The 12,782-nt window shown below is 67.6% G+C and carries 9 protein-coding genes; 7 read left to right on the top strand and 2 right to left on the bottom strand.

Going from position 1 to position 12,782, the window contains the following annotated elements:
- Positions 1 to 447 precede the first annotated feature (447 nt).
- The 6 genes from NM2_RS32400 (at position 448) to ald (ending at position 7,913) form a co-directional block, all read left to right on the top strand.
- The gene (locus NM2_RS32400) at positions 448 to 1,212 is read left to right on the top strand and encodes a GntR family transcriptional regulator (RefSeq protein ID WP_067676900.1); all 765 of its coding nucleotides are present in this window, start codon (positions 448 to 450) and stop codon (positions 1,210 to 1,212) included.
- Between the two features lie 61 nt (positions 1,213 to 1,273).
- The gene (locus tag NM2_RS32395; protein WP_067676898.1) at positions 1,274 to 2,086 is read left to right on the top strand and encodes a thioesterase family protein; all 813 of its coding nucleotides are present in this window, start codon (positions 1,274 to 1,276) and stop codon (positions 2,084 to 2,086) included.
- A 78-nt stretch (positions 2,087 to 2,164) separates the two neighbouring features.
- Positions 2,165 to 3,109 carry an RNA polymerase sigma factor SigJ gene (gene sigJ / locus NM2_RS32390; protein ID WP_067676917.1) on the top strand — a complete coding sequence of 315 codons (945 nt, stop codon included), beginning with the start codon at positions 2,165 to 2,167 and terminating at the stop codon, positions 3,107 to 3,109.
- A 78-nt stretch (positions 3,110 to 3,187) separates the two neighbouring features.
- Positions 3,188 to 4,381, top strand: a complete 1,194-nt coding sequence (locus NM2_RS32385; protein WP_067676896.1) for an NAD(P)/FAD-dependent oxidoreductase — start codon at positions 3,188 to 3,190, stop codon at positions 4,379 to 4,381.
- A gap of 651 nt (positions 4,382 to 5,032) precedes the next feature.
- A complete protein-coding gene (locus NM2_RS32380) occupies positions 5,033 to 6,589 on the top strand; it encodes an MFS transporter (protein ID WP_245718319.1) in 1,557 nt (518 codons plus the stop codon).
- Positions 6,590 to 6,803: 214 nt separating this feature from the next.
- Entirely contained in the window at positions 6,804 to 7,913 is a 1,110-nt protein-coding gene (ald, locus tag NM2_RS32375) for an alanine dehydrogenase (protein ID WP_067676894.1), read from the top strand.
- Positions 7,914 to 8,216: 303 nt separating this feature from the next.
- Here ald and gnd read toward each other — a convergent pair whose 3' ends face one another.
- Positions 8,217 to 9,662, bottom strand: a complete 1,446-nt coding sequence (gene gnd / locus NM2_RS32370) for an NADP-dependent phosphogluconate dehydrogenase (protein WP_067676892.1) — start codon at positions 9,660 to 9,662, stop codon at positions 8,217 to 8,219.
- Positions 9,663 to 9,936: 274 nt separating this feature from the next.
- Positions 9,937 to 11,046: a transaldolase gene (gene tal / locus NM2_RS32360; protein WP_067676888.1), complete on the bottom strand. Its 1,110-nt coding sequence runs from the start codon at positions 11,044 to 11,046 to the stop codon at positions 9,937 to 9,939.
- A gap of 154 nt (positions 11,047 to 11,200) precedes the next feature.
- Between tal and NM2_RS32355 the strand changes: the two genes are divergently transcribed.
- On the top strand, positions 11,201 to 11,977 hold the full coding sequence (locus NM2_RS32355; protein ID WP_067676887.1) for a DeoR/GlpR family DNA-binding transcription regulator: 777 nt from the start codon (positions 11,201 to 11,203) through the stop codon (positions 11,975 to 11,977).
- Positions 11,978 to 12,782 lie beyond the last annotated feature (805 nt).

Below are 12,782 nucleotides of genomic sequence, written 5' to 3'. Positions count from 1 at the left end.
CCGACAACGCCGCCGCCGCGACGGCAATAGCGGCGGCCAGAATGCCGCACCCGCGCCGGATCGGCGGCGCGGACGGACGGCCGAGAACGGAGGACGATGACACGATGGTGCGAATGGACACGGCCGGCACTCCTGTAGTCGTCAAACTCGGATGTGGTCAGCTCATCGCGCCAGAGCGTGAACACCGAGACCGATCCGGCGAACTCGCCCAGGCCATTCCAGGCGAATCGTAGCCGAGACTCGGCGGACGCCGGGCGGGACGGGCCGAATTTGTCGACCAGCCGGAATCCCGCTCCCGGGCGCCGGACCAGCGAACTCTGGGCATCACCCGATCGCGGCAGCCGGGCCGGTGGCGCCGGAAATTCCGCCCGGCGATCGAGGCCCGGACGACTTAGACTGTCCCGGACACGAGACGGATGGTTGTGGCGGGGAAGGGCTGGGGCGCCGATGGGAGCGCGGACGGTAGTCGCCGATGTCGCCGACGAATTGGCGCGCCGAGTGGCCTCGGGCCGGTACGCCCCCGGCGATCTGATGCCCTCGGTGCGCGGGGTGGCCGAGGAGTTCGGCATGAATCGCGCTACGGCACAACTGATTCTGGGTCGCCTCGAATCGTACGGATTCGCACACGCGCGCCGCGGCAAGGGATTCACCATCCGCGATGTGCGCGAGGAGGGCGGAGTCGAGGTGTACCGCAGGCTGTTCCGGCTCTCCATGCCCACGCCCGATCTGGCGATCGCGATGTTCGGCGACATCGTGGCGATGGAACGGCAGATCCTGTTCGACGCGCTGCTGTCCTACACCACGGCCCGGCAGCGGATCGATCGCACCATTCTCGAACACAATATCGAAACCTTGGAATCACTTGCGCGCGAAGCGAATCCGGATCCGGTCCGGATGCTCGCCGCGGAAGTCGCGCTGATCCGCCGCCTGCTCGGCGCGCTGGGACACACGATGCAGCGCGCGGTGCTCAACAGCATCGGCGAGATGATCACCGAGGTGCCCGAGGCGGCCGCGGCGTACTTCGCGGCCGGGCCGGAACTGCACGTCGGAACGTGGCGGGCGCTGGCCAGGGTCTGGGACACGGGGACCTGCCCCTCCCCCGCGCGGATCGAACAGTTCGAGGCTCTGTTCGTCGTGTTCCACGAGCGGGTGGTCGACCGGTTCGCCGTACTGGTCACCGGGCCGACCGAATCGGTCAGCGGCGCGGCCTGATCCGGGCCGGGGGGCGCGGCCGCCGGTCGGCAGCCCGAGCCCGGGTCGTAGGTTGGGACGGGTGAGCGAGACGAGCGGACCCCAGGACAGCTATTTCGTGCGCGTCGGCGAGCACCGCTTCGCGCCCACCCCGCACACCGGTGGAGCCTGGGCAGACGACGAGCAGCACTTCAGCCCGCTCGGCGGGCTCATCGTGCATGAGATCGAACGGTTCCGGGCGAGCGAGCAACGTCCGCCGCTGGTGATGAGCCGCATCGGTTTCGACATCCTGGGCCGGATCGCGGTCGAGGAGTTCGACATCGCCGTGCGGACCATCCGGCCGGGCCGCACCATCGAACTGGTGCAGGCGACGGTCACCATCGGCGGCCGCGACACCGTGACCGCCCGCGCCTGGTTCATGCAGAGCCAGGACACCGCCGCGGTCGCGGGCGGTGAACCCGATCGGCTCCCGGGCCCGGAATCGCTCACCCCATGGCCGCTGACCTCGGTGTGGCCGGGCGGCTACATCACCTCACTGGACACCCGCCCGGTGGCGCCGCCCCGCCCCGGACGCACCACCGCGTGGGTCGGCACATCGCTGCCGCTGGTGGCCGGTGAATCCGCCGGAGCGCTGGCCTCTTTCGTCGCGCTCGTGGACACCGCGAACGGTATCGCCGTGCGGCAGGAGCCGACGAAGTGGATGTTCCCCAACCTGGATCTGACCATCCACTTCTACCGCCAGCCCGAGGGTCCGTGGACCGGTTTGGACACCACGGTCGTCTTCGGTGACGCCGGACAGGGCCTGACGAGTACGGTTCTGCACGACGTCCGCGGGCCGGTCGGGCAGGCGCAGCAGACGCTGACCGTGCGCCCGCAGCCGTCCAGCGGATCGTAACTCTCTGTCCGACAACGAGATTCGTCCATCGTCGAGCCCCCGGTGATGAACCCGGCAGGCGAAGGCGACAATCGAGTGATGTTGCTCGGTCCGGACGAGGTCGACCTTTTCGAGGGCTCCCGGGCCCGCCTCGAGGCCATCGCGTACCGCCTGCTGGGCTCGGCGAGCGATGCCGAGGACGCGGTCCAGGACACCTTCCTTCGCTGGCAGGCCGCCGATCGCGAACAGGTCCGCTCGCCCGAAGCCTGGCTGACCAGAGTGCTGACCAATCTGTGCCTGAACCACCTCACCTCGGCCCGCGCCCGGCGCGAGACCTACGTGGGCCAGTGGCTGCCCGAGCCGGTGCTCACCGGCGACCCGATGCTCGGCCCCGCCGACACCGCCGAACAGCGCGAGTCGGTGTCCATGGCCGTGCTCGTGCTCATGGAACGCCTCTCACCGCAGGAGCGGGCGGTGTACGTGCTGCGTGAGGCGTTCGGTTACGCACATGCCGAGATCGCGGAGATCGTGAACCTCACCGAGCCGAACTGCCAGCAGATCTACCGGCGCGCGAAACAGCATCTCAGCGACGGACGTTCGCGCACCGAGGTCGATCGAGCCTCCGCGCACCGGATCGCCGCGGAATTCCTCGCCGCCACCGCGGGTGGTGAGATCGAACCGCTGGTCGGGCTGCTCACCGCCGACGTGACCGGCATCGCGGACGGCGGCGGGGTCGTCCCGGCTCGTCGCACGCCCATCGGCGGCGCGCTGGCGGTGGCCCGGTATCTGCGCGGGCTACTGCGGCCCAGCGAGCACAAGCGCGGTTGGGTGGGCGGTGTCGCGAGCCTGTACGACGGGGTCGTCAACGGGGATCCGGCGATCCTGGCCCAGGTCGGCGAGCGTGTCGCGGGGGTGCTCGTGCTGGAGGCGACCCCTGCGGGGATCACCGCGGTGCGCATCCACGCCAACCCCGGCAAGCTCGACCGCATCAGCCGAGCCTGGGCCGCGGCCGAACACGACGAGCCGCTGCTGGAAGCATGGTGACTGCCGTCACAGCCGATATCTGTCAGTAAACGGCTACCTGTCCGGTTCAAGAGGCGAACCCCGAGACAGGAGTCAGAGATGAAACATCGCATCGTCGTCCTCGGAGCCGGATACGCCGGAGCCAACGCGGCCGGTCGTCTCGCCCGTCGACTGCATCCCGGCGACGTCGAGATCACCGTCGTCAACGCCGACCCCGATTTCGTCGAACGGGTCCGCATGCATCAGCTCGCCGCCGGACAGCAGTTGGCCCGCCGCCCGCTCGCCGGACTCTTCGCGGACACCGGCGTCGCGCTGCGCATCGCCCGGGTGCGCTCGGTGGACGCGGACCGCAAGCTCGTGGCAGTCCGCGACGAGCACGGCGTCGACCTCGAAATCGCTTACGACACATTGGTTTACGCACTCGGCAGCACTGCGGCCGACAACGGCGTTCCCGGTGTCGCCGAGTACGCCCACACCGTGACCGATCCGGCGACGGCCCTGCGATTGCGCGATCGCCTGGCCGGACTCGACCGGGGCGCGGCGGTCCTGGTGGTCGGCGGCGGGCTGACCGGCATCGAAGCCGCCACCGAGATCGCCGAGACGCGGCCGGATCTCGCGGTGACGATCGCCGCGCGGACAGGCGTCGGCGATCGGCTCAGCGAGAAGGCCCGGCGGCATCTGAACTCCGTGTTCGATCGGCTCGGCGTCGCGGTCCGCCCGCACACCGAGATCGCCCGGATCGATTCGACCACCGCCACCACCACCGACGACCGGGTCGTCCCCGCCGCGGTGACCGTCTGGACGGCCGGATTCGCGGTCCATCCCATCGCGGCCGCGACGACCGTGACGGTCGATCCGACCGGACGGATCATGGTCGACCGGACGATGCGCTCGATCTCGCACCCCGACGTGTACGCCGTCGGCGATGCCGCGCTCGCGGACGGTCCCGGCACCGAGCCGCTGCGGATGTCCTGCGCCTCGGGCATCCCGATGGCCTGGCAGGCCGCCGACTCGATCGCCGCACGCCTGACCGGCCGCCGCGTCCCGCGAGTGCCGATCTTCTATGCCGCCCAATGCATCAGCCTCGGCCGCCGCGATGCCCTCATCCAGTTCGTCACCCCCGACGATCGCGCCACGAACTTCCTGCTGAAGGGCAGACATGCCGCTCGGTACAAGGAACTGATCTGCCGGGGCGCGGCCTCGATCACCGCCCACCCCGCAGCCGCAGCCCCGATCGGACACCATCGTCGCCTCAGCGATCCCACGCCCGAAATCCTCACCGCCGCTTCGTGACACAGTTGCTCTGCGGGCCGTCCACCCGCCCGCAGGGCGCCCCCTCTCGCCGAACGCTGTGCCGCCGTGTGACATTCGCCCGGGACGTACCGCACCCGATCTCCCGCCTGCCGACCATGCGGGCGAGTCCGGCCCGCCACCGTCGCCCCCACGGCGAGAGGCCACGCACGGGCCTATCGCGACCCGCTGCTCATGCAACGACCTCGACCTCATCACACGCAGACATTCGCCTCCGGCATCCGACCACCGATGCCACCGACGAGTCCCGGGCCCATGCCGGTGTCGCGATCCCACCAAGGCAGGTCGTACGCCAGCCGATCGCGCCCCGTGTTCTGCTCAACAGCCTCGACCCCATCACACGAACGCATTCACCACCGAGTTCCGACCACCGATTCCACAGACGAGTCCGGGCCCATGCCGCTGCCACCACCAGGGGAAGCCGCGCACCGGCCGATCGCAGCCCACGCCTCGTGCACTACTCAACAGCCTCGACCTCATCCACACGCAGCGCATTCGCCACCGCGATCCGACCACCGATTCCGCGTTCGGCACGGGCCGTGGATGGACTCCGGGACACCGGATTTCCGCATCACCGCCTCGAGCTGGAAAACTCGGTGCCCACGCCGGGGCCGGGACCGTTAGCCTGTGCCGGTGGATCGCATCGACAATGCCCCGGGTACTGCCAAGCGGCCGGGGATTGCACTGGCAGCGGTGACTGCCGTCCTGTTCGTCACATTCCTCGACACCACCGTCGTGAGCGTCGCCCTGGGCGATATCCGGCACGAGCTCAGCACCGACGTGATGCTGCTGCAATGGGTGGTCAACGCCTACACGCTGGTCTTCGCCGGACTCATGCTGGCCGGTGGATCACTCGGCGACCGGTGGGGGCGCAAGCGGGTCATGATCGCCGGACTGGTAATCTTCTGCGCCGGATCGGTCGTTGCCGCGCTGGCGGCGAGCGTGCCGGTGCTGATCGCCGGACGCGCGATCATGGGCCTGGGCGCCGCGGCCTCGGAGCCGGGCACCCTGTCGGTGCTGCGGCACATCTATCCGGACGAGCGCAAGCGCGCCCGCGCGCTGGGCGTGTGGGCGGCGGTCTCCGGGCTGGCCCTGGCGGCGGGACCGGTGCTGGGCGGCGTGCTGGTGCACGCGTACGGATGGCGTTCGATCTTCTGGTTCAACCTCGTCATCGGCGCGGTGGCGCTGGTGGCCGCGCTGTGGTCGGTTCCCGAGAGCGCCGACCCGCATCCCGGACCGATCGACTGGGCCGGAATCGTGCTGGGCGCACTGTTTCTCGGTTCGGTGATCTATGCCGCCACCTCCGGTGAGGACCACGGTTACAGCGCGCCGTCGGTGATCGCGCTGTTCGTGCTCGGCGGCATCGCCTTCGTCGGATTCGTCATCGTGGAGAACCGGGCTCGCGCACCCATGCTCGACTTCCGCTATCTGCGGCTGCCCGCAGTGCGCGGTGCGCTGGTGGTCGCGTTCGCGGTCTACTTCGGCGTCTTCTCGATCTTCTTCTTCACCGCGCTGTATCTGCAAGTGATGCAATCGTATTCGGGTTCGCGCACGGCGACGGTGTTCGCGCCGATGGCGGTCGCGATCATCGTGGGATCGCTCGGCGCGGGCGCGTGGGTGGCGCGATACGGCGCGCGCGTGCCGATGATCGTCGGCTGCGTGGCCGGCGCGGTCGGGATCCTGCTCACGCGGCACGTCCTGGAGACCGCGCCGCCGCACGATCTCCCGCTGGCCTCGGCGATGGCGCTGGCCGGACTCGGCTTCGGCGTCGCGGTCGTGCCGTTGACCTCGGCCGTGCTGTCCGGTGTTCCGGCCGAACATTCGGGTATGGCCGCGGCGGTGACCAATACGATGCGCCAGGTCGGTTCGGCGGTCGGCGTCGCGGTGCTCGGATCCCTGGTGAACGCCTATCTCACCGGAGACCTGCGGGAGCGGATGAACGCCGAGGGCCTGCCCGCGGAGCTCCAGCCCAACGCGATCGACGCTGTCGAGCGCGGCCGGATTCCGCACGGCGTCGACATCACCCCGTACCTGAAATACCTGTCGAAGGTTTCCGAGGCGATCAACACCGGCAAGACGGCCTTCCACCACGGTCTCGACATAGCCTTGCTGGTCTCGGCGATTCTGATCCTGGTCGCGGCCGTGTTCACCGCCGTCGACGGAGCCCTGAGCCGTAAGCGCGGCGCCTGAGGCGCACCGACGGCGATCCCTACCTCGGCGGGCTGCCGAAGAAGCTTCGACCCGCCGGCTCCTTCGTCACAATTCTCTGATGATCATGACAATTTACCGAGTAAATGCAGAATTAACTTCGGAGATATAGCCAGCAACACGCAGAATCTTCATACTCGCTAGCGACAGTGCGACGCAGCTCAGCGTCACAATCCGCCGAGAACGAGGAGTGCAGATGAAGATCGGAATCCCCCGTGAGGTGAAGAACCACGAGTACCGGGTCGCGTGCACCCCGGCGGGGGTCCGCGAGCTCGTCGCCCATGGGCACGAGGTGTACCTGGAGACCGGCGCGGGGATCGGATCGGCCTTCGAGGACGACGCGTACACCCTGGCCGGTGCGCGCGTGCTGGAATCCGCCGACGCGGTCTGGGCGACCGGGGAACTGATCTTGAAGGTGAAAGAACCGGTGGCCCAGGAGTATTCGCGCCTGCGCGCGGAACAGGTGCTGTTCACCTATCTGCATCTGGCGGCGTCGGCGGAGTGCACCGACGCGCTGCTGGCCGCCGGAACCACCGCCATCGCCTACGAAACCGTCGCCGGCCGTGACGGTTCGCTGCCACTGCTGGCGCCGATGAGCGAGGTCGCCGGTCGTCTCGCGCCCCAGGCCGGCGCCTATCACCTGATGCGCAGCGGCGGCGGGCGCGGCGTACTGATGGGCGGTGTCCCGGGCACACCGCCCGCGAAGGTCACCGTCATCGGCGCGGGCGTCGCGGGGCGCAACGCGACCGAGATCGCCGTCGGTATGCGGGCCGAGGTCACCGTGCTGGACGTGAACATCGCTCCGCTGCGGGAACTCGACGCGCACTACCGCGGCCGGGTGCGGACCATCGTCTCCAACGCCCACGAGGTCGAACACGCTGTACAGGAAGCCGATCTGGTGATCGGCGCGGTGCTCGTCCCCGGTGCGAAAGCGCCGACGCTGGTCTCCACCGAACTCGTATCGCAGATGAAACCCGGTGCGGTCCTGGTGGACATCGCCATCGATCAGGGCGGCTGCTTCGCCGATTCGCGACCGACCACGCACGACGATCCCACCTACCGCGTGCACGACGCGGTGTTCTACTGCGTGGCGAATATGCCCGGCGCGGTGCCGTACACCTCGACCGTCGCCCTCACCAATGCCACACTGCCCTACGTGATCTCACTCGCCGACCGCGGCTGGCGCGATGCTCTCGCCGCCGACCCGGGCCTGGCGGCCGGCCTGAGCACCCACAGCGGCGATCTGCTGTCCGAATCGGTGGCGGCCGCCCACGGGTACACCGCCCGCACGATGGCCCTCGCCTAGTTCACCGGTGGGCGGCCCCGCTCATGCCGGGCCGCCCACCGAAACAGACTGCCGCTCAGTCGATTCGGCCTCGGGCTCGTCGAGTCCGGACACCGCCTTCGGGTTGACGCCGGGCTCGGCGGCGTCCGGTCGGAGGTCACCCGGACACCGCCACCGACTCGCATCACTGGTCGCCCCGATCAGGACGCTCGTACGCCATACGCCGAGCACGGGCCGCGAGTTGATCCGCGCGTTGATCCGACGTCAGGCGAGTCAGGTCGGGCATGTCCGCGAGTTCCTGACCAACGCATCGACCGCAGTTGGTTATTCGACGGAGACTTCAGTGCGGTCGCCGCTCCACAGCGTGTGGAACTTGCCTTCCCGGTCGACGCGTTCGTAGGTGTGCGCACCGAAGAAGTCGCGCTGCCCCTGGGTAAGAGCGGCGGGGAGCCGTTCCGCGCGCAGGGCATCGTAGTAGGACAACGAGGATGCGAACGCCGGCACCGGAATTCCCAGCTGGACCGCGGTGGCCACGACACGACGCCAGCTGTCGACGGCGTGCTCGATGGCCTCCCGAAAATACGGGGCCAGGATCAGGCTCGGCAACCCCGGATCGACCTCGTACGCCTCCTTGATGCGGTTCAGGAAGCGGGCCCGGATGATGCAGCCCCCGCGCCAGATGGTGGCCAGGTCGCCCGGATGCAGATCCCAGTCGTATTCCGCGCTGCCGGCGGCGATCTGGTCGAAGCCCTGGGCGTAGGCGACGATCTTGGAGGCGTACAGCGCCTGCCGGATGTCCTCGGTGAATTGCGCTACGTCGGTGGGCTTTTCGGCCAACGTCCCCGACGCCAGGCCCTGAGCGGCCTTACGCTGCGCGCGAGACCCGGACAGGGCGCGCGCGAACACGGCCTCGGCGATGCCGGTGACCGGGACGCCGAGATCCAGCGCGGACTTGACCGTCCACCGTCCGGTGCCCTTCTGCTCGGCCGCATCCACGATCACATCGACCAGCGGCTTCCCCGTCTCGGCGTCGATCTGCTCGAGCACCTGCGCGGTGATCTCCACCAGATAGCTCTCCAACTCTCCCGAGTTCCACCCGGTGAACACCTCGGCGATCTGCGCCGCGCCCAAGCCCAGCGCGTCGCGCAGCAGGTGGTAGGCCTCGCCGATGAGCTGCATATCGGCGTATTCGATGCCGTTGTGGACCATCTTGACGAAGTGGCCGGATCCGTCCGGACCGATGTGGGTGCAGCACGGCACGCCGTCGACCTTCGCCGAAATAGATTCCAGCAACGGCCCCAGCGACTCGTAGGACTCCTTGGGCCCGCCCGGCATAATGGCCGGACCATTCAGCGCACCCTCCTCACCACCGGAGATGCCCGCACCCACGAAATTCAGCCCACGCGCGGCCATCGCCGCCTCACGCCGAATGGTGTCGGTGTACAACGCATTACCGCCATCGATGATGATGTCACCCGGCTCCATCGCCCCCGCGAGTTCCTCGATCACCGCATCGGTGGCATCACCGGCCTTGACCATGATCAGCACGCGGCGCGGCTTCTCCAGCGCACCCACGAATTCCTCGATGGTCTCGGTACGGACGAACTCGCCGTCGTCCCCGTGCGCATCCAGCAGAGCATCGGTCTTGGCGACGCTGCGGTTGTGCAGGGCCACGGTGTAGCCGTGCCGAGCGAGATTCCGGGCGATATTGCTGCCCATGACAGCCAGGCCGGTGACACCGATCTGCGCAATTGCGTTGGAGGAGGCCATAATTCAGATCTCTTCGGTAGTAGTTGCAAGGGGTTGGCCGACCGCGCCCGATCGCCCGTCGCACCGATGGCGCATCATCAGCGCGTTCGTCATCAGCGCGTTCGTCGAACTGTCGAACTCGGGTGGTTCATCGAATCGTAGGTCGTCGTGGATGCAGGTTGGCGACGGACCGCGCCCCGGCCTCACCGTGCGCGAATTCGCGCAACCGCGGTGCGCCATCGCGGTTGATCGGCGGAGTTCGTCTCGATGCCCGAATCCGCTCGAGGCCCAGCAGTCATGACCGGACTCCCTGTAGCAGCAGTTCGACGTCCTCGATCATCGCCCGCCACGATGCCTGAAACTTCGCGATACCCTCACGTTCGAGTTGCTCGAGCACTCCACCCAAGTCGATTCCGATCTCACCCAGGCGCGCGACCACGTCCCACGCGTCGTCATAGTTGCCCGTCACACGGTCCCCGAGCACACCCGCGTGTGCCATGACCGCATCGAGAGTCGCCGCGGGCATCGTATTGACCGTCCCGGGCGCTACGAGTTCGGTCACGTAGCGAGTCTCGGCGTAGGCGGGGTCCTTCACCCCGGTCGACGCCCACAACAGCCGCAGCGGTGCCGCACCGGCGGCGCGGAGTTCCACCCAGCGCGGGTCGCGCAGCATGCCCTCGTATCGCAGATACGCCAAGCGCGCGTTCGCGATCGCGGCACGGCCGCGCAGCGCGGCGGCGGCCGGTGTGCCGAGCGCATCCAGACGCCGGTCGACTTCGGTATCGATCCGGGACACGAAAAACGATGCGACAGAACCGATCTCAGCCAGTCCACGACCGGCGGAGCGGGCCCGCTCGAGCCCGTCCAAAAACGCGTCTACGACCTGGTGATAGCGCCGCACGGAGAAGATCAACGTCACGTTGACGCTGATTCCCTCGGCGAGACAGGTCGTGATCGCCGGCAGACCTTCGATGGTGGCCGGGATCTTGATCATCACATTGGGACGATCGATGAGTCGCCACAACTGCCGGGCTTCCTCGATCGTGCGCTCGGTGTCGTGCGCCCAGCGGGGGTCGACCTCGATGGACACCCGCCCGTCCCGGCCCCCGCTCTGTTGGTACACAGACCGGAGCACGTCACAGGCACCGCGAACATCTCCCGTGGTCAGCGTGCGTATGGACTCCAGCGCAGAGACGCCACGCCGACTCAGGACCTGCAACTCCTCCCCGTATTCGGAGTCTCGGCTCAGCGCGCTGTGGAAGATCGTCGGGTTCGTGGTCAAGCCGACGACCGTACCCGACCGGACCAGGCGCGCAAGGTGTCCCGACCACAACAGGCTTCGGCTCAGATCATCCAGCCAGACCGAAACACCCTCGTCGGCCAAGAGTTTCAACGTGCGATTCATAGGATTCCTTGCGGGCATGCTGCGCACGAAATCGCGCAATCAATGCTCAAAATCATGCACACGATTGCGCGAACAAGTCAACACCGCCGCCGAGTACCATGCAGAAACCGCACTACAGCATCGGTGATGCACGATCAGGTTCCGGGAGGCGAAGTTGCTCGCGAGCACGCGACGGCGCGAAATCATGCATCGACTGGTCACCGACGGCTACGTCGAAGCCAAAGCCCTCGCAGACGAACTCGGCGTGGACGCATCGACCATCCGCCGGGACCTCGACGCCCTGGAGCGAGCAGGACAAGCGCAGCGCACCCACGGCGGCGCTCGTCCGACCCCGGGCGCCACCGCCAAACTGCCCTACGCCATGAAGGAAGGCGAACGCCTCGCCGAGAAGGCCGCCATCGGACAAGCGGCTGCCGATCGAGTGCGCGACGGCGAGACGGTGATCCTCGACAGCGGGTCCACAACCTACGAAGTGGCCCGAGCTCTGCGAAATCGCACCGGATTGACCGTGATCACCAACGATCTGCGCATCGCCAAATACATCGCCGAGACCCCTGGCATGCGGCTTCTGGTCACCGGCGGCGAACTGCTGGGTTCGGTCTTCACGCTCGTCGGCGAGCGTGCGATCGCGTTCCTGTCCGACTACACCGCGGACTGGGCATTCCTGGGCGCCGACGCGATCCACCTCGAGGCCGGAGTCACCAACATGAACACCCTGGAGGTGCCGCTCAAACGCGCCATGATCGCTGTCGCGGCACATGCCGTCGTCGTGGCCGACAGTTCGAAGTTCGGCCGTCGCGCACTGGCCAAAGTGGCCGGCCTGGACGAGATCACGAACATAGTCACCGATTCCGACCTCGTCCCGGCCGACTCCCGGCAGTTCGGCAACGTCGTGATTCAGGCACCGCCGGTGGAGATCGACCAGCTCTAGAACGCTGCGGTGACGGCACGATGTGCGGTGCGCGAGGTGGATACACCTGCCGCCGTGGCATTTTCGGGTTGGCACCGCCGGGGTCGACGACTGGCGATAGGCCGCACTCCTGGCCAATTAACTGTATTATTTACCGTATAGCATTTCAGGTATTGGGTGATCAGAGGAAGGCTGGCAAGCTCTATCGGACTGTCAGCGCCCCAGCGCAATTCGACGAGACGCTCGCCCAGCCGGGCGTCGGAAACATGGCGAGACACCGAGACCATTCTGCTCGAACTAGGGATGGACCGGGATCAGATCATCGCCGCGAAAGACGCGGGCGCCATCTTGTGAACGCGGCGACACCCGAGGCCGCGCCGCCGCGAGCCGACGACCACAACACGTCCTGATGTGGGTAGCGGCTGCCCATTCCACCGAACTCCGGGGCGGGCGGCCACAATTCCCTCGATCTGGCCGGAAAGCTTTGTCACCGAGAGGATTACCGCCTTCGCGACGGCGGGGGCGCGCATCGCCTCGAAACCCTCGACGGCGATCAGATCATGTTGGTCGACAACGCGTTTGGCCCAGATCCGCGAGCCGTGGACGGTTTGCCGGGCAGCTTCCCGACATCGAGGAATTTCGGCACCGCGCCGGTGGTCCCCTATCTCCTCGGCAGCAATGTAACGAAGATTACAGTACTTATTACCGTAATTGCCTTTTACGGTGCTTCACCACTGCGGGATAGGCGAATACGACTCATCGGATCGCTTTGCGAAACAGCGCGAAGGAACACGAGGCAAGCCACCGACAGTAATGCCCGTGGTAA

This window comes from Nocardia miyunensis NBRC 108239, from assembly GCF_001613065.1.
GTDB classification, from domain to species: Bacteria; Actinomycetota; Actinomycetes; order Mycobacteriales; family Mycobacteriaceae; genus Nocardia; species Nocardia miyunensis.
This window is presented reverse-complemented; position numbering and strand designations above follow the sequence as displayed.